The sequence below is a fragment of the Chitinophaga eiseniae genome, assembly GCF_012641265.1.
GTDB lineage: Bacteria > Bacteroidota > Bacteroidia > Chitinophagales > Chitinophagaceae > Chitinophaga > Chitinophaga eiseniae_A.
In genome coordinates, this window is record NZ_JABAHZ010000002.1 from 48,273 (window position 1) to 74,281 (window position 26,009).

Annotated in this window: 23 protein-coding genes; 11 read left to right on the forward strand and 12 right to left on the reverse strand. The window is 46.9% G+C overall.

The features are described from left to right. Nucleotides 1-120: 120 nt before the first annotated feature. The 3 genes from HGH91_RS07720 to HGH91_RS07730 all read left to right on the forward strand — a co-directional run bounded on the left by HGH91_RS07720 (nucleotide 121) and on the right by HGH91_RS07730 (nucleotide 2,806). Entirely contained in the window at nucleotides 121-1,134 is a 1,014-nt protein-coding gene (locus HGH91_RS07720) for a PorP/SprF family type IX secretion system membrane protein (RefSeq protein ID WP_168737914.1), read from the forward strand. A gap of 199 nt (nucleotides 1,135-1,333) precedes the next feature. After that, nucleotides 1,334-2,098 carry an EI24 domain-containing protein gene (locus tag HGH91_RS07725; protein ID WP_145660739.1) on the forward strand — a complete coding sequence of 255 codons (765 nt, stop codon included), beginning with the start codon at nucleotides 1,334-1,336 and terminating at the stop codon, nucleotides 2,096-2,098. Then, nucleotides 2,099-2,806 (forward strand): SAM-dependent methyltransferase, encoded by a 708-nt coding sequence (locus tag HGH91_RS07730; RefSeq protein ID WP_168737915.1) that lies wholly within the window; start codon nucleotides 2,099-2,101, stop codon nucleotides 2,804-2,806. It abuts the gene before it with no gap. A gap of 84 nt (nucleotides 2,807-2,890) precedes the next feature. On the opposite strand, the gene HGH91_RS07735 is transcribed toward HGH91_RS07730, so the two are convergent. Further along, entirely contained in the window at nucleotides 2,891-3,283 is a 393-nt protein-coding gene (locus tag HGH91_RS07735; RefSeq protein ID WP_168737916.1) for a hypothetical protein, read from the reverse strand. 23 nt (nucleotides 3,284-3,306) lie between these two features. Continuing rightward, entirely contained in the window at nucleotides 3,307-4,680 is a 1,374-nt protein-coding gene (locus tag HGH91_RS07740; protein WP_168737917.1) for a M20/M25/M40 family metallo-hydrolase, read from the reverse strand. A 175-nt stretch (nucleotides 4,681-4,855) separates the two neighbouring features. On the opposite strand from HGH91_RS07740, the gene bshA reads away from it, so the two are divergent. After that, nucleotides 4,856-5,995, forward strand: a complete 1,140-nt coding sequence (gene bshA, locus HGH91_RS07745) for an N-acetyl-alpha-D-glucosaminyl L-malate synthase BshA (protein ID WP_168737918.1) — start codon at nucleotides 4,856-4,858, stop codon at nucleotides 5,993-5,995. On the opposite strand, the gene HGH91_RS07750 is transcribed toward bshA, so the two are convergent. The 8 genes from HGH91_RS07750 to porU all read right to left on the reverse strand — a co-directional run bounded on the left by HGH91_RS07750 (nucleotide 5,992) and on the right by porU (nucleotide 17,361). After that, entirely contained in the window at nucleotides 5,992-7,380 is a 1,389-nt protein-coding gene (locus HGH91_RS07750) for a murein hydrolase activator EnvC family protein (protein ID WP_168737919.1), read from the reverse strand. The genes bshA and HGH91_RS07750 overlap by 4 nt on opposite strands. A 93-nt stretch (nucleotides 7,381-7,473) precedes the next feature. Beyond that, on the reverse strand, nucleotides 7,474-8,889 hold the full coding sequence (locus tag HGH91_RS07755; RefSeq protein WP_168737920.1) for a murein hydrolase activator EnvC family protein: 1,416 nt from the start codon (nucleotides 8,887-8,889) through the stop codon (nucleotides 7,474-7,476). Between the two features lie 91 nt (nucleotides 8,890-8,980). Continuing rightward, nucleotides 8,981-9,817: a DUF4292 domain-containing protein gene (locus HGH91_RS07760; RefSeq protein ID WP_168737921.1), complete on the reverse strand. Its 837-nt coding sequence runs from the start codon at nucleotides 9,815-9,817 to the stop codon at nucleotides 8,981-8,983. A 24-nt stretch (nucleotides 9,818-9,841) separates the two neighbouring features. After that, nucleotides 9,842-11,578, reverse strand: a complete 1,737-nt coding sequence (locus HGH91_RS07765) for a tetratricopeptide repeat protein (RefSeq protein ID WP_168737922.1) — start codon at nucleotides 11,576-11,578, stop codon at nucleotides 9,842-9,844. A 3-nt stretch (nucleotides 11,579-11,581) separates the two neighbouring features. After that, nucleotides 11,582-12,025, reverse strand: coding sequence for a dUTP diphosphatase (gene dut, locus HGH91_RS07770; RefSeq protein WP_168737923.1), 444 nt, complete (start codon nucleotides 12,023-12,025; stop codon nucleotides 11,582-11,584). Nucleotides 12,026-12,061: 36 nt separating this feature from the next. Further along, nucleotides 12,062-12,550: a 2-C-methyl-D-erythritol 2,4-cyclodiphosphate synthase gene (gene ispF / locus HGH91_RS07775; RefSeq protein ID WP_145660772.1), complete on the reverse strand. Its 489-nt coding sequence runs from the start codon at nucleotides 12,548-12,550 to the stop codon at nucleotides 12,062-12,064. A 117-nt stretch (nucleotides 12,551-12,667) separates the two neighbouring features. Beyond that, complete coding sequence (gene porV, locus HGH91_RS07780; protein ID WP_168737924.1) at nucleotides 12,668-13,846, reverse strand: type IX secretion system outer membrane channel protein PorV; 1,179 nt, start codon at nucleotides 13,844-13,846, stop codon at nucleotides 12,668-12,670. 107 nt (nucleotides 13,847-13,953) lie between these two features. Continuing rightward, the gene (porU, locus tag HGH91_RS07785) at nucleotides 13,954-17,361 is read right to left on the reverse strand and encodes a type IX secretion system sortase PorU (RefSeq protein ID WP_168737925.1); all 3,408 of its coding nucleotides are present in this window, start codon (nucleotides 17,359-17,361) and stop codon (nucleotides 13,954-13,956) included. Nucleotides 17,362-17,514: 153 nt separating this feature from the next. Here porU and HGH91_RS07790 point away from each other — a divergent pair, with 153 nt between their 5' ends. After that, nucleotides 17,515-19,065, forward strand: a complete 1,551-nt coding sequence (locus tag HGH91_RS07790; protein WP_168737926.1) for an SUMF1/EgtB/PvdO family nonheme iron enzyme — start codon at nucleotides 17,515-17,517, stop codon at nucleotides 19,063-19,065. Nucleotides 19,066-19,139: 74 nt separating this feature from the next. On the opposite strand, the gene bcp is transcribed toward HGH91_RS07790, so the two are convergent. Both bcp and HGH91_RS07800 read right to left on the reverse strand, forming a co-directional pair. Beyond that, entirely contained in the window at nucleotides 19,140-19,604 is a 465-nt protein-coding gene (gene bcp / locus HGH91_RS07795; RefSeq protein WP_168737927.1) for a thioredoxin-dependent thiol peroxidase, read from the reverse strand. A gap of 29 nt (nucleotides 19,605-19,633) precedes the next feature. After that, nucleotides 19,634-21,322 carry a M23 family metallopeptidase gene (locus tag HGH91_RS07800; RefSeq protein ID WP_168737928.1) on the reverse strand — a complete coding sequence of 563 codons (1,689 nt, stop codon included), beginning with the start codon at nucleotides 21,320-21,322 and terminating at the stop codon, nucleotides 19,634-19,636. A 159-nt stretch (nucleotides 21,323-21,481) separates the two neighbouring features. On the opposite strand from HGH91_RS07800, the gene gldA reads away from it, so the two are divergent. The 6 genes from gldA (at nucleotide 21,482) to HGH91_RS07830 (ending at nucleotide 25,922) form a co-directional block, all read left to right on the forward strand. Continuing rightward, on the forward strand, nucleotides 21,482-22,396 hold the full coding sequence (gene gldA / locus HGH91_RS07805) for a gliding motility-associated ABC transporter ATP-binding subunit GldA (RefSeq protein WP_168737929.1): 915 nt from the start codon (nucleotides 21,482-21,484) through the stop codon (nucleotides 22,394-22,396). Nucleotides 22,397-22,489: 93 nt separating this feature from the next. Beyond that, on the forward strand, nucleotides 22,490-23,779 hold the full coding sequence (eno, locus tag HGH91_RS07810) for a phosphopyruvate hydratase (RefSeq protein WP_168737930.1): 1,290 nt from the start codon (nucleotides 22,490-22,492) through the stop codon (nucleotides 23,777-23,779). Nucleotides 23,780-23,868: 89 nt separating this feature from the next. After that, nucleotides 23,869-24,180 (forward strand): FtsB family cell division protein, encoded by a 312-nt coding sequence (locus tag HGH91_RS07815; protein ID WP_168737931.1) that lies wholly within the window; start codon nucleotides 23,869-23,871, stop codon nucleotides 24,178-24,180. A gap of 108 nt (nucleotides 24,181-24,288) precedes the next feature. Beyond that, nucleotides 24,289-24,504 carry a hypothetical protein gene (locus tag HGH91_RS07820; protein ID WP_145660801.1) on the forward strand — a complete coding sequence of 72 codons (216 nt, stop codon included), beginning with the start codon at nucleotides 24,289-24,291 and terminating at the stop codon, nucleotides 24,502-24,504. A 39-nt stretch (nucleotides 24,505-24,543) separates the two neighbouring features. Continuing rightward, nucleotides 24,544-25,191, forward strand: a complete 648-nt coding sequence (nth, locus tag HGH91_RS07825) for an endonuclease III (RefSeq protein WP_168737932.1) — start codon at nucleotides 24,544-24,546, stop codon at nucleotides 25,189-25,191. A 2-nt stretch (nucleotides 25,192-25,193) separates the two neighbouring features. Next, the gene (locus HGH91_RS07830) at nucleotides 25,194-25,922 is read left to right on the forward strand and encodes a YqjF family protein (RefSeq protein ID WP_211092245.1); all 729 of its coding nucleotides are present in this window, start codon (nucleotides 25,194-25,196) and stop codon (nucleotides 25,920-25,922) included. Nucleotides 25,923-26,009: the final 87 nt, after the last annotated feature.

The window sequence follows — 26,009 nt, forward strand, 5'->3', positions numbered from 1 at the left end:
GCTGCTATTCGCATTTTTATTTCAGCGGCTTTTTATACATGAATTTAATTTGCGATATGAACTAATTGATGTACCTTCACCGACATTGCATAACTACCCTATGCTTTAAGCTTTACTACTATGAAAAGAGCTTTACTATTTTTGACCATATTACTTTATTTTAATCCTTTAAGGGCGCAGGATCCGCACTTTTCGCAATTTTTTGCCTCACCGCTCACACTTAACCCAGCATTTACCGGCTTATTTTCAGGAGATTACCGCTTATCCGGCAACTACCGGTCCCAATGGAGCAGCATTGCCTCCCCTTTCATTACCGGGACAGCTGCTATTGATTTCGGGATACTCAAAAACGTGATTTCCTACACAGATATATGGGGCGTTGGGCTCCAGGCGATGTACGACAGAAGCGGTGGTGGGGCGTTAACATCTACCTATCTTTCGTTCAGCACGGCTTATCACAAAGGCCTGGATCCGGAAGGTAACCATACCCTCGCCATAGGTTTACAGGGAACGTTGGTGCAAAAAAGGATTGATAATACCAAATTACAATTTGAGAATCAAATAGATAACAACGGGTATAACCCATCTATCCCCAGTAATGAAACGCTGGTAAATCCAAAAATTTCCTATTTCGATCCCAATGTGGGGATCCTATACAATGGTTTAATCGGGGAATCATCCAATATTTACCTGGGCGCCTCCTATTATCATATTACCCAGCCTACCGAGTCGTTTATGAACCTAACCCAGAACCGGCTCAGCTACCGTTGGACCGTGCATGGCGGGGGCTCGGTACCGGTAAACGGGAAAGACCGCTTCCACACCAGTATCCTGTACATGAAACAAAGCACAGCTACGGAGTTTACGTTTGGCGGTGCTTATGGCTTCTCCCTCAGCGATGTAGATGATCAGCCTACCACTTTTTATCTAGGTAGCTGGTACCGTCTTAAAGATGCCGTTATTCCATATGTGGGATTGGAATTCAAAGGTTTCCAGCTGGGGCTTACTTACGATACCAACGTTTCTACCCTGAAACCAGCCTCCAATTACAGGGGAGGTTTCGAGATTTCGCTGATCTATATTCACACCAGGAACGAAAATAATAAGTATAAGACGCTTTGTCCGCGCTTCTAAGCGTACAAAGCTGAAGACGTCGAGCAAAAAGCTATTATGGAGAATGAGTGCTGCGATATTGTTAAATATTCGCCAATATCATTCTCCATAATAGCTTTTTGCTTTTCGCCTCCTGCTTTATGCTCACATTTAAAATATTTTTGCCTTAGTTTCGTTGCTCTTTCATAAAACATTTAGTTACACTAAAAAAATTCAGGCGTTGTTTTCATTCAGAGAAGTACTGTCGGCTGTTCAATCATATGGAAAGGCCCATCAGTTTATCATGCAGCATAAATTATGGAAATGGATACTGATACCGGGCATTATTTACTGCTTGCTGTTTTTTACGGGGTTTTACTTTGTATGGGGATACTCTGGCGATTTTGTGGAGTACCTGACCAAATTGCTGCATATCACAGAATGGGTACAGGACCTGGAAAGCAGCTGGATTAGTTTTCTTTTTATCCTCGTAGCTTTTTCAGTGAGGATAGTCTTTGTATTCTGGTATTTCTCTTATTTCAAATACTTGTTTTTGATAGTAGCCTCGCCGGTATTTTCCTATTTATCGGAAAAAACAGAGGCCATCCTGGAATATAAAGAGTTTCCATTCAGCTGGTCACAGCTGGGCCAGGATATTATCCGGGGCATTAAGATGTCGTGCCGCAACATCGTTTACCAAACTGCTGCTATCCTGGTATTGCTGCTGGTATCTTTTATCCCGGTTGTTGGCTGGCTGATCCCGATGATTAGCTTTTTTGTAGAGAGCTATTTTTACGGCTTTGCCATGATGGATTACAGTTGTGAAAGACATCGCTTAAATATGTCGCAAAGCATTGCATTTATACGCCAGCACCGGGGCATGGCCATTGGCAATGGCATGGTGTTTTACTTATTTATGCTGATCCCTGTAGTGGGTTGGATGCTGGCGCCATCGTACGCTGTGATTGCCGCCACTATTGACTTACAAAATAAAAAACTGCGATAAATGAATACTCCAGGCAATGTGTACCTTGTTCCTACCGTGTTGAGTCCTGATGCCTTATTCAGCATCCCGGCCTATGTAACAGCTATTGTACAGCGGCTGTCGGTTTTTTATGTAGAAAATGAACGTACTGCCCGTCGCTATTTAAAAGCGCTCGACAGGAATATTAATATAGATGCCCTCCAACTGCTGATCATGAATGAAAATCAGCCACCAGATGTAACGATTGGCCGGAAATTACTGTTGGAAGGAAAAGATATCGGCATACTAAGTGAGGCAGGATGCCCCGCCATTGCGGATCCCGGGCACCTGGTAGTGCAGATGGCCCACAGCATCGACGTCCGGATCATCCCGATGATAGGGCCCAACTCCATGCTGCTGGCCCTGATGGCTTCCGGCATGAATGGGCAAAATTTCCAGTTTGTAGGTTACCTGCCTATCAAAGGGCCCGAAAGGCTCAAAACTATCCGGGAACTGGAAGCCACCTCCGAACGGAAGCAACAAACCCAACTGTTTATTGAAACGCCTTACCGTAATAACCAGCTGCTGAAGGATATAGTGGATAACTGTAAAGACAGTACCCGCGTATGTGTGGCGGCAGATATTACCTCACCTACAGAATATATCAAGACAAAGACCGTGAAGGAATGGAAAAAACAATTACCTGATCTCCATAAAAGACCTGCTATATTTCTTATACAGGCGGGATAGGATTCAACACCTTCCTGCTTTTCCAATAAAAAATGCTGCAGCCATGAAATGAGCTGCAGCATTTTTTATTGGTTATACTTTTATTTAAGGAATCAGGTTCTGAGGTCCCGGGTTGGTGATAGAAATAATGCTATCCACAATAAAAGGACTATAGCCTCTCCAGGGAATAGCGCCCAGGTATTCTTTATAGTGCAGCTCTACCACTTTGCCGCTGGCAGTCATCAACTGCTGTGCAATACGTTCGCTGGCCACGGAAAACTGGAATTCGTTAGACTGAATAGTACCAGCTACTTTACCACGATAACCCGACTGAATCAATTTACCCTCGTAGGTTTTAAAGATATATCCTTTCTGCACAAAATAATTAAGCTCGCCTGCCTTTACCCCCTGTCCAAAAACGAAATAGTATTTATAGAAGAATATGCCCCCCAATACCAGTATAATAATAGAAACAACAATAAAGACAAAACGACCCATAAGTATATTTTAGTAGTGGATAATCAGAAATTCAGATCTACAAGATAAATCAAAGCAGCCATACCAAAAGCTCCCAGCTCCAGTTCTCTTTTATTCACATTTTCGAATACATCATTAGCGGCATGATGAATATCGAAATAACGCTGCGAATCGGGAGAAAGTTCAGCCATCGGTGTTCCCAATGCTTCGTGTAACTGGCCTACGTCTACGCCCCCTCCTTGTTCTTCAAAATCGTATATGCCATAGGGTGCGAATAAGGGTTTCCAGCTATCCATCTTTGCTTTTTGGGCAGCATCCATCGTAGTGATAAAGCCTCGTGGCGTGAAGCCACCTGCATCACTTTCCAACGCGAAGATATGTTTTTCCTGCTGTGCTTTGGCTACTTCCGCGTATTTACGACCGCCCCGTGTTCCGTTTTCTTCATTCGCAAATAATACAACCCGCAGGGTACGTTCAGGTTTTACTCCGGCCGCTTTAAAAGCACGCAATACTTCAATAGACTGCACACAGCCGGTACCGTCGTCGTGCGCACCTTCCGCTACATCCCAGGAGTCAAGATGGCCGCCTACGGTGATGTACTGGTCGGGATATTTACTGCCCCTCAGTTCCCCGATCACGTTATGCCCGATAGTATCTTTCAGCATCATACAGTTAGTACGCAGGAATACCTTCGCGTCAACATCATCTTTCAGCCGCTGACTCAAGCGGTCGGCATCTTCCAGTCCAATAGCTACCGCCGGGATCTTGGGGAACGCATTATCATATGCCATGGCGCCCGTGTGAGGGAAATTATTGGCGGCGTGGCTCATAGAGCGCACAATGACAGCTACTGCGCCATATTTGGCAGCACGGCTGGCGCCCTGGCCGCGATATTTCACGGCATCTCCATAGGAATGGAACGTTTTGATAAAGGTGGGATTGAAATGATAGTTATAAAAAACAATCTTCCCTTTTACCTGGTCTTTTTTGGCTTCCAGGTCATCGAAAGAAGCTACTTCCAGCACTTCGGCTGTTACGCCGGCAGGTCCGCTGCCTACCGAATTTCCTAAAGCCAATACATTCAGCGGAGGAATAAAGTCGCGCCGCTTCGATATGATACGGGCTTCTTCAGCAGCGCCTCTAACCCAATGAGGCACCATGCATTCCTGGAGATATACGGTATCCGCTCCGGCAGCCTTCAGGGCTTTTACACCCCATTGTTCAGCTTTTACCATCTGGGGTGATCCTGCCAGGCGGCCGCCCACCTTCTTGGTTAAAGTATGCAGGTTGTCGTACGCCGTACTATGCGTAAGTACTTCATCCGCCAGCTTTCTTAATGTAAGGGAGTCCTTTTCCTGGCTCTGGGCAACAACAGGAAGGGAAAAGGCCACTAAAATCGGCATTATAAACTTTTTCATGCAGCAGGTTAATTTATCGTTAAAACTACTAAAAAAAGCCGCAGGAGTAAAGCATAAAGCTATCGAGGTGAGGGCGGCAGTAACCTGTTGTCCATCCCTGCCTCCGGGCCGGCTTCGGCGGATGCTGTATCCTTTCCGCTTTTTAGTACCTTTGCGGAATGCAAAAAAACATCTCATGCGCATAGGAATAGTATGTTACCCTACCTACGGTGGTAGTGGGGTATTGGCAACCGAACTGGGTAAGGCCCTGGCAGACAAAGGCCATATGGTGCATTTTATCACCTACCAGCAACCAGTAAGGCTTAACGCGTTTCACGCTAATATATATTATCACGAAGTACAGGTCCCTACATATCCACTTTTTGATTTCCCTCCCTATGAATCTGCCCTCAGCAGTACCATGGTGGATGTGATTATTAACCAGAAACTGGATCTGTTGCACGTACACTACGCCATTCCACATGCGTCTACCGCATATATGGCTAAACAAATCGTGAAAAAACATGGCAGAACAGTGCCTTTCATTACTACGCTTCACGGTACAGATATTACCCTGGTGGGTAAGGATAAAACCTATGAACCGGTAGTTACCTTCTCCATCAATGAATCCGATGCCATTACAGCTGTTTCGGAAAACCTGCGGGATGAAACCTATAAGTCCTTCCCTATAGAAAAGGACATATCAGTGATCTACAACTTTGTGGATACGCAACGTTTCAGCCGCCGGGAGCTGCCTCATTTCAGGCAGGCAATTGCCCCTAATGGCGAAAAGATATTGCTGCATGTGTCCAACTTCCGTAAAGTGAAGCGGGTACCGGATGTAGTGAAAGTATTTGCCCGGGTGCGCCAGGAAATTCCTGCTAAACTGTTACTGGTAGGTGATGGCCCCGACAGGCCTTCTATAGAATGCCTTTGCCGTGAGTTAGGCATTTGCGAGGATGTAAGATTTGTAGGGAAACAGGAACAGTTGGAAGATGTAATGTCGATCAGCGACCTGTTTTTGCTGCCTTCAGAATATGAGAGCTTCGGGTTGGCCGCATTGGAAGCCATGGCTGCACAGGTACCGGTGATCTCCTCCAACGCAGGTGGATTACCTGAAATCAATATCCCCGGACAAACCGGCTATATGAGCAATGTGGGCGATGTAGAAGGTATGGCTACACAGGCTATCCGGCTGCTGAAAGATGAAAACCTCCTGCAACAGGTAAGGAAAGGTGCCTGGGAACAGGCCCAACGTTTTCATATCGACAATATCATACCAAAGTATGAGGCGTTATATGAAGAAGTATTGCAGAAACAGGTGCAATTACTTTAACGGGAACGTATCCAACGTTCAGGGTTCTGTTTTATAGTATTCCGGTATATCTGTAATTCTATTTCACCACCGCTGCCGGCGCCACCGGTAGCAGCAACACCCAGGGTTTGACCACGTTTTACAGTAGCTCCCTTGCTCACATGTACATCCAGTAGTCTCACGTAATTGGTAAAATATTTTCCATGGCGCAGGGTAACCATATATCCTGCGCCTGGAATCATAAATACCATAATTACCTCTCCATCAAAAATGGCTTTGACGGCCGCTCCTTTGCCGGTAGCAATGATAACACCGTTGTGATCCACTTCAATTTTTCCTATCCTGCCTGCACCAAAGTGCCCCGTGATGCGTCCGGCGTCTACAGGCCAGGGCAAGCGCCCGCGGTTGGCTTCAAAATCACGTGAAAGGGAGAGTGCTTCTGGTGTAGCCGCCAGCACATCTTCGGTAGACGTTTTTGCCGGCGGTAAATCCTCGTCATCTTCTTCTTTCTCTTCCTCCACAGGCTTTACCGGCAGTTTCTTATGCGCTTTCTTAGCGGCAGCTAACGCCGCTTTTCTCCGGGCTTCCCTGGCAGCGGCCAGTTGCCTGCGTTTGGCTGCTGCAGCTTTCTTCCTGGCCAATGCCTGGGCAGCTGCTTTTTTCTGGGCGGCAATAATTTCCCGTCGGATCGCTTCCTGGATGGCCTGGTCCACCTGTTTGGCTTCGGCTTTGCTTTTATTGATCTGTCGCTGTAAGTCCTGTTCCTGGTCTTTCAGCTGGGCAATTGTTTGATCCGTTTCCTTTTTATCTGCCAGCAGGCTAACCCGCTGTTGTTGCTCCTGGTGCAAGCTCCCTGCCTTTTCTGCCCGTTGTTGCTGGAGTACTACTAATTTCTGGCCCAGCTGCTCCCGGGTAGACAAGAGATTTTCTGCCTGCCGGCGGCGGTTTTCACGGTATTGCTGCAGGTACTGGTACCGGCGTATAGCATCGTTGAAACTGGTGGCCGAAAAAAGAAAGCTGAGAACATTATATGAGTCGCGGGTTTTATACGCATATACCACCAGCTGGGCATAGCGGGCCCTCAAGGAATCTACTTCCTTTTCCAGCGTGTGTACGTTATTGTTAGTGGTGCTAATATCCCCTTCTATCAGGCTGATTTCTTTATTAATGCTGGCGATCTGCTGATTGCGGCTGGCAATTTTCTGCTCCAGTTCGCGCTGCAGGGTGAGGTTCTGCCGCGTAGACTTCTTGGTTTGCTGCAGGGCTTTATTTGCTGCTTCTATTTCTTTCAGCAGCTCCTGTTTACGGTTTTCCAATACGGTGCGCGACTGTACCTTACTCCGTTGTGCCAACAACGGTGCAGGCAATAGCCACAGCGCCATCAGAAGAGGGATCAACTTTCTCAAAAAAAAAGCATTTGGTTAGTAAGCGAAAAGCTGAAAGCACTCAAAAGTGCTTTCAGCTTCATCGTATAGTTTCAGTTAGTTAAGCTCAAATATCTATCTTCTTCTTATCCACTGCTCAGGATTCTGCTTGTTAATGCCTTTCCATATCTGCAGTTCTACTTCACCGGTGTTTTCAATATCATTGGTACTGGCAGTACCTATTACCTGCCCTGTTTTAACCATATCTCCTTTTTTCACCCTCGTTGTCTGCAAACGCACATACGTGGTGAAGTATTGTCCATGGCGAATAATAATTACATAGCCCGATCCTGGCATCACTACCACAGATTTCACTTCTCCATCAAAAATGGATTTAACGGCGCCGCCTTTATTGGTGGCGATCACAATACCATCGGAAGGCACCTGGATATGTTCCATTACCGCATGTTGGTGAATACCAAAGTGCTCAATAATGTTACCTGCATCTACCGGCCATGGAAGCTTTCCGCGGTTGGCTTCAAAACTTTCCGATAAGGCCAGTGCCTCTGGCGTAGCCTCCAGTACATTCTCGGTGCGGGCAACTGGTTTTTCCGGTTCCGGAGTAGGTTCCGGTGGCTTAACTGGTACAGGCACCGGTTTTTCCGGAGCTGGTTTATTAGCGGCGGCGGCATCGGCTTTTGCCTTTTCAGCGGCAGCCAATGCGGCTTTGCGGGCTTCCTCGTCTCTCCGGCGTTTTTCTTCTGCAGCCTTACGACGGGCAGCTTCTTCCTCTATGGCTTTACGGCGCGCCTCTTCTATTTCCCGGCGGATTACTGCCCGGATAGCTGCCTGTACTTTTTGTGCGTCTTTGTTACGCTGATTAATATCCGCTACTAACTCTTTCTCACGTCCTTTCAGCTTACTCAGTACCACATCTTTTTCCTTCTTATCTTCTTCCAGCGTAGCTCTCTGGTCCTGTTCTGTTTTCAGTACATCCGAACGCTTTACCCGTTGGTTTTCCAGGTTCTGAATTTTGTGATTCAGCTGTTCCTGGGTAGTAACAATATTATCGGCCTGCCGGCGACGGTATTCACGATATTGCTTTAAATATTGAAACCGCTTTACGGCGTCATTAAAACTCTGTGCAGAAAACACAAAGTTCATCATATCGTAAGAGGAACGGTTCTTATATGCGTAAACAACCAGCTGGGCGTATTGGGCTTTCAGGGTATCCAGGTCTTTCTGGAGGGTTTTTACATCCCGCAACGCGGTGTTGATATCCCCATTAATAAAGTTGATTTCTTCATTAATATTATTGATCAACCGGGTACGCAGGGTAATTTTATCACGCAGGGCGCGCAATTGCCCAAGGCTTTCGCGGGTAGATTTCTTGGTCTCCTTCAGTTGTTCGTTGGCATCATCTATTTCTTTCTGCAGCTCCCTTTTCCTACGCTCAAGTTCCTCCCGCGATTGTTGCTGCCCACTATTCTGGGCTGCCAACGTAGCTGGCACTAACCATAGCATCAATACAAACGGGATAATCTTCTTCAAATACAACATGACTAGTTTTAGTAACTGCAAATTAAATAAATATACAACGTTTATTAGTTTAATAAAGACGACATTTTACGCAATGTTCATTTTACATGCGCTTATAGCTGGAAGGCATGCTAAAAGGAAAGCTCAGCGGCGTATCAAAATCGTACCGCGTAAAGTCAAGCGCTACCTTGGTTACATTTTTCTCTTCCACATAAATACGACGGGTGGTGGGGAATTTACGCCCGGCTACCGTTGTATAATCGCCATAAGTCAGCTCGCAGGAACGTTTGACGGCGCTGGTGCTGTCTTTGTCCATGACCTTGCTCTGTTGTAATCCATAGTCATCCGCAAACACATTAAACAGGCTCACAAACTTCGCATGATCGCAGCTGAAGGAAATGATAGACGGCGTTTTTACCACCTGGTATACAGAGTCGGTAAGATATACCGGGTTACCAATCAACATATCCTGCAGGGTCGAGAAATCAAATGGTATATTCAGCAACTCCTCTGCGTCCGACATCTTCCGGAGGAATAATTGTTTATCCAACCGGTTATACATTTTAAGGCTATCCGGCGTAATCACTGCCCTGATCACTTCGTCTACAATAGGCGCCGAAATAGAAATCCAGATGATGCTATCCTTTTTGATACGGAAGGTAGCATTCAGGTTATTATGACTTTTTTTATCCGTTTCAAATGCCAGCTTCATCTTACCGGAAAAAGTGGCAAAATCGATATGATTGGCATGTATTCCCTTCAGCATTTCACCGGTAAACCTCGCTAACTCCTCGTTGGAAGAGCTATCCCTGGTAACGGTTACCTTATTGGTATCCGCAGCGGGGAAGGTATTTCTTGCCAGTTTCTTGGGATGACGGCAGGCCATCATACCCATACCAATGGATGCAATTAAAAGTGTGACGATAATGTTTCTCTTCATTGATCAATACTTGTAGCTAAAAGCCTATTGAATATATCTTTTTTCAGCAATTTTACGGACCAGGCCAACAGAGGAAGCTCCTTTGTCTTTAGCCATCTGCCAGTATTCTACTGCCTTTGTAACTTCTTTCAGGTTAAACAGAATGTCTCCGTAATGTTCCAGTACATTCGGATTTTTCTGCGCCTCCGGATACTGCAGGGCTTTTTCTATCCATTGCCTGGCCTCCGTAAACTTCTCCTGACGGAAAAGGATCCAGGCATAGGTATCCATATAAGTTGGGCTATCGGGCTCTATTTCCAGCGATTGCTTTGACATTTCCGCCGCTCTGTCCAGGTTTTCTCCCCGTAGCGACAGGTAGTAGCTGTAATTATTCATGATCAGCGCATCTTTCGGACGCAACAGCAAAGCGCGTTCATAGCTGCTGTCTGACTGCTTATGTTGCCCTGTTGCGTGATAAGCATCACCCAGCAGGGAATAAATATCTCCTAAAAATTTCTTTTCTCCATTCCCTATCTCTAATGCAGTATTCAATGAGTTGATCGCATTAGGGTATTGTTGTAATAAGAAGCTGGCCACCCCTTTAAAATAATAGCCCATAAATTCCCTGGGGAATTTGGTGGTAACATTATTACTGAGGGTAAGCAATGCTGTTGGATCTTCTTTACGGGAGTAAATCCACATCAGCTGGTACCATACCGAAAAACGGGTATCGTCGAGGCTGATCGCCTTTTTATAACTCACTTCTGCACTGTCGATCATATCGGCCTGGGAAAACATATCCCCCTGTAATGCGTAGGCTTTGGCATCCTGGGGATGTGCCCGGATAATCAGGGAGGTAAGACGCAATCCCTCGTCCAGCTTAGTGGTGTCGAGGTTCAGCATTTGAAGATATGGATATACGTAGGCAACTTTCTCGTCGATATTATAATTGGGATTGGCGAAAGCTTTGGTAAGATTGGCCCAGTAGGTGGCCATGTCATTGTTCTTCCTGGCGTAGGAAGCCAGGGCGATCAGTGCCCTGGGGTTATCCGGGTCCTTGGTCAGGATGGTATGATATATCGATGCCGCATCAGGAACGCGGTCGTTGGCATCATAAATTTCTGCCAAAAGGTAGTAGTAGCGGATTTCCTGGGGATTCTGATCAATCAGCTTCTGTATTTCTGCGGCAGCCTCGTCTATCATACTCATCTTCAGCAGCAATTTTTGCTTTTGGTAGATGAGTTCTTCCACTACGCCTACTTTTTTCTCCAGTTGATTAAAAGTGGCCAGTGCGGAAGCAGGTTTGTTGGCTTTCGCCAGGAGTATGCCTTTATTGTAGAGATAATCTTCATTATCGGGATACTTGGTGGTGAGGCCATCAAACACGTAGGCAGCGCTGTCAAATCTTTGATTAACGGCATAGGCATCCGCGAGGGTTACCTGGAACCAATGATTCTGCGGATCGAGGGCTACCGCTCTGCGGGCAAAAAGGAGGGCATTCTCCGCATGTTGCGTTTCCATGAACAGCCGGGCCAGTTCATAGTTGACTGTCGCATTATTTTTATTCAGCCGTAGATAGTCGATATACTGGGTTATGGCCGTGCTGTAATCGCCCAGCATTTTGGAACGCTGTGCGGCGAAAAAAAGGCTATCGGCCCGTTGTGCAAGCACAACGGCATTTTTGCTGGTTGCGTTTTTCCGCGACGCTGTTTGCCTGGCGCCACTACAAGCTCCCATTAACAAAATGCCAGCCAATCCTATAACGGTGAAGTATATCCGCATTTATCAGGATTTACCGGTATGTCCAAACCCACCTTCTCCCCTAACGGTTTCTGTCAATACGGTTACTGGTTGAACGACCACCTGTACAAAGGGAGCTACTACCATTTGAGCGATACGGTCGCCCGGGTGAATAGTCTGCGGTTCGTTAGACAAATTGATGATAATTATTTTCACTTCTCCGCGATAGTCTGCATCTATCGTGCCGGGTGTATTCAGAACGGTAAGTCCCTGTTTAACAGCCAGTCCGCTGCGTGGGCGGATCTGTGCCTCATAACCAGCTGGCAGCTCCATAAATAAACCGGTAGGAATCAGTACTCTTTCCAGCGACTGCAGCGTTACCGCTGTTTCCAGGTGTGCGCGGAGGTCCATTCCTGCCGCATCCGCCGTTGCATAGGCCGGTAATTCGTTACCGGACTTATTAATAATTTTCACAATAATATCCGCCATTGAACAAAGATATTTTAAAATACTAAGGAATGGTAATTACTGGGTAATATGCTCCAGTAATACCACCGCATGGGCTGTAACGCCCTCTTCGCGGCCTACAAACCCCATTTTTTCTGTAGTGGTTGCCTTTACGGATACATCTTCTGTGCTGATATGTAAGGTAGATGCAATAACAGCCTGCATGGCCGGTACATAAGATTTGATTTTGGGCGCCTCCAGGCAAAGGGTACTGTCTACATTCACTACCTGGTAACCTTTTTCGCCAATCAGCTGCGCACAACGGGCCAATAATATCTTACTGTCGATATTTTTATAGGCATTATCTGTATCGGGAAAATGCACGCCGATATCTCCCAATGAAAGCGCGCCCAGCATAGCATCGCAGATCGCATGCAGCAACACATCGGCATCGCTGTGTCCCAGCGCTCCTTTGTGATGCGGTACTAATACTCCCCCCAGCCAGAATTCGCGGCCTTCCACCAATTGATGAAAATCTACCCCTAGTCCAATACGTATCCTACTCATATTTGTAATTATTTAATCATTATGCCAATCCGCAAGGTAAGGCATTAAATATAAAAATCCCCCCGTCTAGCGGAGGGATTCAACCGTTTAACCAGTTAGTTATTTACAGATATATCGTTACCAGCCGGTGCGACTCTCCTCATCTCTCGGGCCCAGGTCAAAGGTCAGTGTAAACCTCAGGGTATTCGACAGCGGGTTACGCTGAATACCGGTTCCGGAAGGCACCAGGTAGGAGAAATTCAGTCCGAAAATATCATACTTTACGCCAATACCCGCAGTAAAGTACTTACGATTTCCCTTGAATTTGTTTTCGTTAAAATAACCCGCTCTCACGGCAAACTGCTGGTTATACCAATATTCCGCACCTACAGAATACATCAGCTCCTGCAGTTCTTCCTTAAATCCTCCCGGTGCATCTGTAAAGGAGCTGAACATTCCCTGCAGGGTGCCTTTCTCCTTATATGCTCCTGATGAATCCGGCGTGGGCACCATCAGTTTATTAATATCCAGCGCAAAAGTCAGCTGGTTGCTCTCATCCAGGGAAATGGTATAAGCTGTTCCGAGACCCAGGTTGGTAGGCAGGAAATCCTTGTTGGCAGCAGAACCCAGGTAGGAGATCTTGGTACCGATATTGGAAATGGCCATCCCGATATTCAGCCGGTTTACCAGCCCATCAGATTTTTCAAATTCTTTGGTATAAAATCCAGACAGATCTACCGCAAAAGATTTACCTGCCTTGATAATACCATCATTGGTGCTCTGTCCTCCTGCAAGGTTAGAGTAAATATAGTGGCCGGTTAACCCGATAGAGAAGTGGTCGGACAACTTACGGGCATAGCCTGCATCTAATGCAAACTCCCGTGGGTGAAAATCTCCATTCGGGTTACCGGTTAAGTCTGTGAAATTGATGGTTCCCAGGGAAAAATAACGTAAAGACGCCGATATGGCTTCTTTATCGTTTAATTTGGTATACCCGGTAAGACTCGCCAGGAAAACATCATTCACCAGTTCTTTCAGCCAGGGAGTATAGGTCACTGCAAGACCCGCATTTTTTTCTGCGAATGGCAGCTTGGAAAGGTTATTATAAATAGAATATGCATCCGGTGAGAGTGCTACGCCCACATCGCCCATAGCACCACTTCGTGCATCCGGCGTAATTCTCAGAAAAGGGACGGCTGTATTCACAGCATTAGTACGGCCATCTGTCTGCCCCGGATTGGTGATTTGCGCTGAAACGTTAAAACTTATGAAAGTACCGTAAATGAACACGAGGCCCATTGTTACCTTTCGGATCATGCAGATTTTGTATTTGATAAGGATGTAAAAATAATCTTATTTATTAATATAACATAGAAAGGGGTTTATTTGGGATATTGGTCAAAATATTACGCACTTTACACGGGCTACCATAATACCAGTTTACCGCCTTTTGTCTGCGCTCTTTTCGTGGTCTTGATAATTAACCTGTACACGTACAGACCTGGAGATAGTTTTACTCCCGCATCATCACAACCATCCCACGGTATGCCATCATAACGACCGGTGACAGAAATTATTGTGCTGCGTAATGTTTTCACCAAGCGCCCCCCTACTGTATATACCTGCAGGGTCAGTTGCAATTCTTCTCCCTGCTGGTTATGCAAAAAGGTAAAACGTGTTGCATCATGAAAGGGATTCGGATAATTCCTCACCTCTTCTACTGCCAGTGCTCCTTGTTCTGCTACTTTAAAATAGATCGTAGTATTGCCAGCATTGTTATAAGTGTCCCATGCTTTAATAGTGATCTTATGCTCTCCAACGGGCAATCCGCCCAAAGGAAACAGTATACTTCCTTTCTTATAACTGTCCAAAGATGCCGCAAAATAATCATTTAACACAAAATATTCTGAACTATCCAGAATGGCTATAAGCCGATAGTTATCATTATTCCCGGCAATATCGATCCCGCTGCTATCGGCCAGGTCTACCAGCAATACCGGCGATGGCCCGGTAATATCGCCATTTTTGAAACGCCGGTTATCCAACCAGGCCGTTATTACAGGTCCGGTTACATCCCGAGCGGGATTGGCCGCAAGGCCGTTCGTAGTAAAATGATCGAAATAGCCATTACCATCCTGCTCGCCGTTGCTCACATAGTAACTGATCTTTCCGTTACCCGTACCCTCCCGGATGTCCCGTGGCGCTATAAATGTAAATGAAAACTTCCCCTGGGTCACCGTTTGCGTTCCCTGGAAAAGGACATTTTGCTGTAGGGTATAAGCTGTTGGCTGGCTGCCAGGATCATTTCCCCGCGTTTTTAGTTGGGCTGGCTGATCGTATACAATGGTGTTCAACGTGCCGCTATACGTATCCAGCCCCTTTCCTTGCGCATCGGCGATATGCCCTTTGACGGTGTAAGTTCCCAGCCCTTTGATCGTATCCACGGCCCCATTCACAGCTTTCCCGTTAATGGAATCGGTTACCACCCGGCAGGCAGGAAAGGCCAGGGTGAGGGCCGGGTCGCCAAGTAATTGGAACTTGCGGTTATTGATTACATCGCTGGAGCTGCTGTTGGTCCGTTTTTTAGCCAGCATGGCGGCCTGCCCCAGGGTAGGCATAGTGCCATCGGCCAATGGCGTAAAGGCGACGTCCAGGTAATTGGCATTCATCAATCGGTTGGAGGCGGCAAAAACGGCCCTGGTGGTAGTCATTAAGGCAATAGCCCCTCCGGAATGCTGTAATAATATACGATGCCCCAGGGAGGTAATCCCCGGGTCGTCGTACGGGGCGAAGTCGCACGTGGCCGTGATAAATAAGGGCAGCTGTTGATCGTTATGCCAGTCATTAATGCTGGTGGCATCCATGATATTTTCTGCTGCCAGCCGGGAGTTGCTGCCATGCCCCGAATAGTTGAATACCAGGGTTCCTTTGTTGATACGCCTGGCAATGGCAGCATTGACTGCCGGAGCAACGGGGCCGGCACTACCGGCTTCCTGGGGCCAGGCATCCAGGTATATCTTGTCGATGTTGAGCTGTGGGGCGCTACTGGCTATAACAGTACTCATTTTCTCAGCATCTTCAAAATGCAGGTTATCATCTTCATCATCGGCTACCAGGGTTGCCTGGTTGCGCCAGGGGCCAAACGCCGCCGGTTGCCGGTAGCGGATAATTTTATCCACTGCCAGGGAGGCTTCCCCCGGAGTACGGGCCGGGATACGCCCGATGCCTATTTCCGGTAAATCTGGTATATCCGTGCGGTTAATATCTCCCCCATCTTTCAAAATCCCAAAATAATCATCGGTTACATAAGACCGGATAGCGTCCAGCGATGCCGTACTTTCCCAGGAAGGAATGTCGTTCGTATTATTCTTTAGCCGCCAGCGGTAGTCATAAGACGCCGCACCAAACAACAACAGGTAGCGGGGCGCGGGCCCCCGGTCATAAAACATCTTTATATAATCGCGCAACGCGGTAGGATCGGGCGTGCCGGCTCCAAACTCGTTGTATACCTGGTCGATGGTAGTTACCTGTACTTTCAGCTGGTCCATATCCCGATGCAGGGCTGCCAGCCTTTCTGCTGCACTTCTCAAAGCGGCAGTGGTGATGATAATCATATCGGCGGCCTCATTTCCATGAAGATCCTGGTTAGGAATTGCGCCCACCAGTACCGGGGTCATGGCAGCGGTTTCATTAAAAGCGATGTATTCATGGAGGCGGTCATTTTTCCGGTTAAACAGGAGAGAATCTCCCTGCAGTATACCGTTTACAGCTACAGGGTGTATAGGATCGGTAACATCCCATATTTTCGTTTGCCCGCCAGCGTTATGCAGGGCCAGGGGGGTATAGGGAGAAGTGCCTGCAGTGGTGTTGCGAAAATCCAGCATACCATTGGACGGTAGTACGAGGGGGCAACGGGCCTGCACCTCCAGGTAGTCCAGCCAGCCCCGGTCATTGAGGTTGCCCGGTACAAAGGCTACTCCTATTTCCAGCTGGGCCTGGGCTGCGGGAGCAGTACCCGTGCCTGTGGCCACAGTAGCCACCCCTTCAAATATATTATCTGTTACAGGCAGCAGATATAGGTTACTAATGGCGCTTGCCTGGTTAACAGCGGCATTAAAGGTACTTCCGCTCCCACCACTGCGGGCGGCCGCCCGCATGGTCAGCGTTACCGGCCCGGCAGGCGCCGCGGGCAGTATAAAACGGTAATTGCGCGACAGCCCCACTACTTTACTAAACTCCTGCCCCCACCATTGCTTCCCGCTGTTCAGGAAGTTAATGCTGTCCCGTTCATAAAAGGCGCGGTAATCGAAGGTATTTTCCGGAATTCCGGGTTGTAAAGGTGTGTTATCAGATGATATACGGAGGCCATTGTCTGTGGCAGTAATAAAATACCAGGCGGTGTCCGCATACAGGTTACGCTGATGGCTGAACATAGCGGTTCCGGGGTCGTACTTCCAGCTATGCGGACCAGGGGTATAAAAAAGCAGGTAGTCATTGTCATCCAGGTAGCCGTCGCCGTTATCCTGTGCATAAAGCGCTACCTCGGGCAGATCGTCATAACGGGGGGAGCCGGTGGCTTCGTCCAGCATCTGTCCCCCGGTGCCAAACAGGCGGATAGCCCCGGTAGGCAGGTGGGCGGGCATGCTCATACTTTTGAGCAGGGAGCCGGTTATTTTATAGACGCCAGGTTCGCTGACCGCCAGCTTATACCAGCTGCCACCGGCCAGTACGGTATTTTTTTTATACTGCCTGGGGCTTTGCTGGGCATATGTTCTGGTTTCTCCCAGCAAAAAAACCAGGAACATCCCTATAAAAATATAATTGAGTTTCATTATCTTAATCGCCGTTTTTCGGCCAGTTGATTTAGAAGACCCTTTATCAGCAGGGACGATTGGCAGCAAATTACAAATTAATTTTTTTCGCCATAAAATAAAAAAGAGTACATTTGCGTTTACTGTAAATATACTAGACAAAAGCTGTATCGCATGCGTAGATTAACCTCTTTATCATTGCTCGTAGGTACCAGCGTAATGCTATCCATGAGTGCCTGTCACAAAGACGGCGGGGGACTTTTCGGTAAGAAGAAGTCAGCTTCTTCTGCTACCGGCTGGAACTATAACGACCAGAAAATGGGCGGTTTCAGCGTAGCAAAAAACGTAAACCAGCAAACGGGTCCCGGCCTTGTTTTCGTACAAGGTGGTACTTTTGCCATGGGAGCAACGGAACAGGACGTAATGGGCGACTGGAACAATATTCCACGCCGTATTACTGTTTCCTCCTTTTACATCGATGAATCTGAAGTAGCCAACGTACACTATCGCGAATATCTTTACTGGTTGAACCGCGTTTACGGCGAGTCATTCCCGGATGTATACCGCAACGCATTGCCAGATACCCTGGTATGGCGTAGTGAACTGGCCTACAACGAGCCGCTGGTAGAATATTATTTCCGTCACCCGGCATATAACGACTATCCGGTAGTAGGCGTTACCTGGAAACAGGCGACCGACTATTGTAAATGGCGTTCCAACCGTGTAAACGAAAAACTGCTGATGGACAAGGGCCTGCTCTCTAAAGCAGACGTGAACAACCAGTCAGACGATAATACTTTCGACACCAAGTCATACACTGCCGGTTTATACGAAGGCACTCCCGGTAAAATGTCTAAAGGCACCAAGGGCCAGTTCAAAAATGCGGACGGAACTCCCCGTAACGCAGCCTTTGAAGATGGTATCATGTTGCCTAACTACCGTCTCCCAACAGAAGCTGAATGGGAATACGCCGCACTGGGTTACATTGGTCAAAACCCTGGCCCTTCCAAAAAAGAAGGCAAACACGGGGAAGAGTTGATCATGAACAAACAGGTATATTCCTGGGGAACCAACACCAGCGGTTTACGTGATATCCGCCGCGGTACCATGCAGGGTCAGTTCCTGGCCAACTTCAAGCGTGGTTCCGGTGATAACATGGGTGTGGCCGGTGGTTTGAACGACCGTGCTTCTATCCCTGGTCCTATCCGCTCCTTCTATCCAAACACTTTCGGTATCTACAATATGTCAGGTAACGTAGCAGAATGGGTACTCGACGTATACAGACCACTGAACCCGATCGATGGAGAAGACTTCAACTACTATCGTGGTAACAAATTCCAGACTGTTTACCAGAACGAAAATAAAGAGTTCGAAAAAGATAGCTTAGGTCACCTGAAAATGCGTGATGTAACAGATGAAGAAAGTGCTAACCGTCTTAACTATCAGAAAGGCGATGTAATCAACTACCTCGATGGTGATTCTCTCTCCCAGGTAGAATATGGTTACGGTATCACTTCTCTCATCAACGATAAATCACACGTGGTGAAAGGCGGTAGCTGGAACGACCGTGCTTACTGGCTTTCCCCTGGTACACGCCGTTACATGCAGGAAGATATGGCTACTAATACCGTTGGTTTCCGTTGCGCTATGGACCGTGTAGGTAGTCCGGAAGGTAACAAGTTTAAAACCGGTAATCTGTTTAAGAAACAACGCCAGAAAAGATAATACTTAGTATAAGAAATAAAAAAGAGCGAAGATGATATCATCTTCGCTCTTTTTTTATCGCCTTTATCAACGGGTTATTTCCACAGTTCCAGGATTTCTTCCGTATGATTTTTAGTGTCCGGCTTTTTGATGATATGTGCAATCACGCCTTTTTCATCAATCAGAAAAGTGGTGCGATGAGTACCATCGTATACTCTTCCCATCATTTGTTTTTCGCCCCACACACCGTATTGGTTCACAATCTCCCTATCTTCATCGGCCAGTAAGGTAAATGGCAGCTCATATTTTTCAATGAATTTCTGGTGGCTTTGTTCGCTATCAGTGCTCACACCCACTACCACATATCCTTTTTTCAACAAGGAGGTATAGTTATCGCGCAGATTGCATGCCTGGGTAGTACATCCCGGTGTCATATCTTTCGGATAAAAATATAATACCACGCGCTTTCCTTTAAAATCTGCCAGGGATACAGTTTTGCCATGCTGATCTTTTCCTTTAAAAACGGGGGCTTTATCGCCTTCTTTCAAGTTTCCCACCATATATAAGAGTTTAGGTTTCCAGAGATCAATTATCTTTTAAAAGACAAACGGTAAGTGCCTTCATTTCCGGCCACATCGGTCACTTTCATCACCAGTACATGCGTTCCTGGCTGACAATGCTCATCAAACGTATAGGTAAGCACGTTACCTCTGCGTGAAAACAGCAGCCATTTACCATCCAGCTCTGCGCGGTAGCGTTGAATACCGCTGGCGTCGTTCATGGCAAAGGCAATCTTCGCTGCTTTGGCGAGGTTAGCGCCAGGCTTCACGCCCAGTGGCGTTACCTTGGGCGCAATCGTATCCACTTCCAGGTGGAAGTTGCCAAAGTCGCGGAAAGTGCCTTTATACCAGCCATTTTCCAACGTGGTACCGGAAGTGCTGCTTCCCATACCTTCCCGCACCATTACCACTTTTGATTGCAGTTGGTCTGGTACTGGCCTGGATGAGCGCATACGTACACCAAAGAAATCGTGTATGGGTACCAATGGCGTATGCAGATGGAAAATATTGGAATAGGCCCGGGGGCTTGTTGCCGGTGTTTCCAGGTAGTTGAAACAAATTTTATCGTAGAGCGCGTCCTCATCCAGGTAAAACTCTACCTGGTTGTTTTCAAATATGTTCCGGGAATCGGGGTACATCGTGTTGGCGCAAGGTTTCTCTGCCGGCTCCGGGCCGCCTTGCTGTAAAGCTAGTTTCACGGTGGAGGTATTACCATATGCATCTCTCACCAACAGCTTCACATCATGTACTGCGCCATCTTCCAGTGAAATGGTACCATCTCCCTTTACATCGTGATAGATATCCAGTTTGTTGCCAGGCAGGGAAAAGAGCAGCTGGTAGTATGGACCTCCACCTTTCTTTATTTTATAATCGATATGTGCATTCAGGTAACGGGTTTCATCGTAACCAATATTATCCAGCTGGAAGTCGATATCCGGCTCATTGCGCTGGTAAAGGGTTACCTCATAAATACCGTAAATATTGCCGCTATTCATGCGATCTACCGCGCTAATGCCCAATGCTGCTTTGTTGGCGTTAATTTTAATCACAGGTTGCGCCGTTACATACTCGCCGCCTGCTTTCTTTACAGCCACGGTAACAGGCTGTTGTTCATAGATACTTTTCTCCCGATCGTACACAGCAATGCGGTATACGTCGGGGGCATGCGTATCTGCAATATCAAAGCCGAACAGCAGCGGGTTTAGCGGTTTTTCGGTTTGGGTATTCCTGATTTCAAAATGGAGATGCGGACCAGCCGAACCTCCGGTGTTACCGCTCCAGGCCACAAAATCGCCTTTCTTTACCGGAAACATACCGGCCGGGATAGCAAGGTCGCTGGCCCAGCTTTCGGCCTGGTACTGCTGCTTTTTCACGTACTGCTGCAGGGCAGGGAAAAAGGCGTTCAGGTGAGCGTATACCGTCGTATAACCATTAGGGTGAGTAATGTATAATACATTACCAAACCCGGTATGTGAAACACCGATACGACTTACGTATCCATCTGCTGCCGCATGGACTGGCAGGTTTTCCTTTTGTTGGGTTTTGATATCCATTCCCGAATGGAAGTGGTTAGGTCGCAGTTCTCCAAAGTTACCAGCCAGTTCAATGGGAATATTCAAAGGATTTCTGAAATAGCCCTGCGGGTAGTCTTTTACCGGAATAGATTGCGCCTGTATCAGTTGCGGTAGCAAACAAAATAGGCCGATGACTCTCTTCATAATACGCAAATGTAGGAAAAAGAGAAAAGGTTATGTGTCCCTCACACTTACCAATTACCGCCAGCGGGCGAAGCGGCTTGCTGCTGCTGTATATGCGGGAGCTTTATACTTTATCCTCTTTTTATAGTACATTAGTTGCCGCAAAACGTGCAAGCATACATGTCTATCCAGGTATCAGAACTCAGTAAAGTATACGGCGAACAACGGGCGGTAGATGCCATTTCCTTCACGCTCAAAAAGGGGGAAATCACCGGCTTCCTGGGGCCGAACGGCGCGGGAAAATCTACCACCATGAAAATGATCACCGGCTTTTTGCCACCTACCAGCGGGAAAGCCAGTGTATGTGGATTTGATATTGTTACCGAATCGCTGGAAGTACGTAAAAGAGTAGGTTACCTGCCAGAGTCCAATCCCCTGTATTACGATATGTATGTCAGGGAATTCCTGGAATTCGTGGCGGGCATCCATCAGCTGGGGAAAGCAGGTGCACAGCGGATTACGGAGGTAATCGGGTTAACAGGGCTCCAGCCGGAGCAACATAAGAAAATCGGGGCTTTATCCAATGGGTATAAACAACGGGTAGGGCTGGCACAGGCGCTCTTGCATGATCCGGAGGTGCTGATACTGGATGAACCCACCACCGGGCTGGATCCTAACCAGCTGGCAGATATCCGCCAGCTGATCAAAGAGCTGGGCGCCAACAAGACGGTGATCCTCTCTACCCACATTATGCAGGAGGTAGAAGCCCTCTGCGACCGGGTTATTATCATCAATAAAGGGAAAATTATTGCCGATGACAAGTTATCCCTGTTACAGCAGCAAAATGGCTCCCAGGGTTATTTAATGGTTACATTTGGCGAGCCCGTTACGGAAGCCGAACTGATGACGATAAGCGGTATTAGCCGCGTGGTGGCCAGGGAAGACCATAGCTGGCAGTTATTTACCGGGGAGGTGGACGAAGCGAGAAAAAACCTCTTACAATTTGCTTTGATTAATAACCGGAACATACTTTCTTTGCAGAGCAATTCACAAAGCCTGGAAACTATATTCCGGGAACTGACAAAAAGTGCTTAGCTCTTGGTCGCTTTTAGCCCTGGTTTTACTCGCCCGCTAAAGCGCTAAGCGCTGAGAAACAAATAAATAGCTAACAATAACAACTTTCGAATTATGAGTACTATTTCAGAAATCCACGCCAGGCAGATCCTCGACAGCCGCGGTAATCCTACAATTGAGGTTGATGTAACCACCGAAGACGGACATTTTGGCCGTGCAGCAGTACCATCCGGTGCTTCCACCGGTAAGCACGAAGCGGTAGAGCTGCGTGACAACGATAAGGCTGTTTACATGGGCAAAGGCGTATTACAGGCTGTAAGCAACGTAAATGATATTATTGCTGAAGAACTGATTGGCTGGGAAGTAACAGATCAGGCTGGTATCGACAAAATGCTGATCCAGCTGGATGGTACTCCTAATAAAGCTAAACTGGGTGCTAACGCTACCCTGGCGGTGAGCATGGCAGTAGCCAAAGCTGCTGCTGAAGAAAGCAACCAGCCACTTTACCGTTACCTCGGTGGTGTAAACGCTTTCACCCTGCCTATTCCTTTAATGAACATCATCAACGGTGGTGCTCACGCAGATAATAAAATCGACTTCCAGGAATTCATGATCGTACCAGTAGGTGCTCCTTCTTTCTCTGAAGGTTTACGCTGGGGCGTGGAAATTTTCCACCACCTGAAATCTGTACTGAAGAAGAAAGGATACAGCACCAACGTAGGTGATGAAGGTGGCTTTGCTCCTGAAATCCAGAGCAACGAAGAAGCTATCGAAACTGTACTGGAAGCTATCAAAGCCGCTGGTTACGAACCCGGTACCCAGGTGGCTATCGCCCTGGATGCTGCCAGCAGCGAAATGTACGACGAAGCTACCAAGAGCTACAAATTCTACAAGAGCTCCCAGAAAGTAATCAGCAGCGATGAAATGGTGGCTTACTGGACTGAATGGGTAAATAAATATCCTATCGTTTCTATCGAAGACGGGATGGCAGAAGATGACTGGGATGGCTGGAAAAAACTGACCGATGCCGTAGGCAAACGCGTACAGCTGGTAGGTGATGATCTGTTCGTTACCAATGTACTGCGCCTGAAAGAAGGTATCGATAAAGGTATTGCCAACAGTATTCTGGTCAAAGTAAACCAGATCGGTACTGTTACTGAAACCATCGATGCGGTTAACATGGCACACAAAGCTGGTTATACTTCTATCATGAGTCACCGTTCCGGCGAAACTGAAGATACTACTATTGCTGACCTCGCTGTTGCATTGAACTGCGGTCAGATCAAAACCGGTTCCGCTTCCCGTACCGACCGTATGGCGAAATATAACCAGTTACTGCGTATCGAAGAAGCACTGGGCGAAGTAGCGATCTATCCTACTAACGCTATCGGTGTTAAAAAATAATCCTCCGGGAGAATCATATTACGAATTACAAAGGGCGTATTACTGTAAATACGTCATTTGTAATTCGTAATTCTTTAGTAAATTGCCTTATGTCCAGGTTTAAATTCATAAAAGTGCCCGCTTTCCTGAAGAACAAGTTCTTCATAGCATTCACGGCATTTGTTATCTGGATATCCTTCCTGGACAAGACCAACCTCATGTCGCAGTACCAGTTCCAGTCAGAGGTAAATAAACTGGAAGACCAGAAAGCTTTTTTTATCCAGGAAATCAAACAAACCCGGGAAGAACAACAGGAACTCCTTTCCAGCCCGGAAAAACTGGAAAAATTTGCCCGCGAGAAATATTATATGAAAAAAGATAATGAAGACCTTTTCATTATCACCCCTGCCCCACAACAATAGCCCTGGCGCTCTCTTGCATTTCTTAAAAATTTATCTTAAATTAACAATAGATTCCTCTTTATCTCCGTTATAAAATAGAACCTATTCTTTTTACTAAAACAATAATGCATGAGTAATTTTACACTTTCTGTACTGTCTACCCTGTGTCTTGTTACAAAAAGCGATCTTAAACATCACCAGGAGGAACTTTCCTTAACCCAGGAAGAACAAGCCCGCTTTAAAGACACGGCAGCAGCACTGAATACAGTATGCTATACGCCACGACCAGCTACCCTCCAGCTGATCTTTGATTATGCCAACAACAAGCAAACTGAAAAAAAGTAGCCCGCTGCTTACTTTTTTCATTTTTCCTATCTTTAGGGCATGACTCAAAAAGAGCGCTATGCGTTTGTTCTCAAGTACTTTGAGGAACATGCGCCCAATGCCGAAACAGAACTGATCTACGACAATCCATACCAATTACTGGTAGCTGTTATCCTGTCTGCGCAATGCACAGATAAACGCGTGAATATGACCACCCCGGCCATCTTTGAGCAATACCCGGATGTATACGCCCTGAGTAAAGCCACTTTTGATGATCTGTTCCCGCTCATCCGCAGTATCAGCTATCCCAATAATAAGACAAAACACCTGATAGGCATGGCCAACATGGTGGTGGACGACTTTAACGGGGAAATCCCCGCCACAGTAGCAGAACTGGTGAAATTACCAGGCGTAGGGCGCAAAACCGCCAATGTTATTACTTCTGTAGTACACCAACAACCCAATATGGCCGTAGATACCCACGTATTCCGGGTATCGGCCCGCATTGGCCTCACCACCAACGCCAAAACGCCTCTACAGACCGAACTGCAACTGCTAAAACATATACCTAAAGAAAAAGTACATATTGCCCACCATTGGCTCATTTTGCATGGCCGTTACATTTGCGTGGCCAGGAGTCCCAAATGCGGAGAATGCGGACTACGCCCGGCCTGTAAGTATTACGCCAAACTTATAAAAGCCAGTTAATCATGCGTCCATTCCTGACCGCTGCCTGGAGAAAGCTGTTAATGATCAATTTTGAAACTGATCCGGCAGTGCTTCGTCATTGGCTGCCGGCACATACGGAACTCGATACCTGGAATAACACCCACTATATCAGCCTGGTAGGATTTCTCTTCGAAAATACCCGGGTAAAAGGCTTCAGTTTGCCAGGCCATCGTACTTTTGAAGAGGTCAACCTTCGCTTCTACGTTCGTTATAAAGAAAACGGTAACTGGAAAAGAGGGGTGGTATTTGTAAAAGAGCTGGTTCCAAAACCACTTATCACCCTGGTAGCCAACACTATTTACCGCGAAAGGTATGCTACCCATGAAATGAGCCATAGCTGGCAATACCCGGATGCACACACCCTCGAAGTGAACTACCGGTGGAAGGTAGCAAATGAATGGAACCATTTATCCGCCAAGGCGTTGCAGGCCACGCAACCGATACTACCTGGCAGTGAAGCCGAATTTATTACCGAACATTACTGGGGATATACCCAGCTGAACGCACATACTACCAGCGAGTACCAGGTTACACATCCTCAATGGGAAATTCATCCGGTGACCGATTTTGATTATCATTGCAATGTCTGTGCTTTGTATGGCAGCAGTTTTGAGCCCATGTTGCAGCAACAACCGCTCAGTGCCTTGCTGGCGGTGGGTTCAGATATAGCCGTAATGCCTGGCAAAACCATCCGGCAGGGTACTCTGTAAACAACAAAAGTTTCTTTTAGCCGTCATTAATTTCAGCTATAACTATCATTTTTTATTTATCTTAAACAGTTCATTAAGATTCAATAA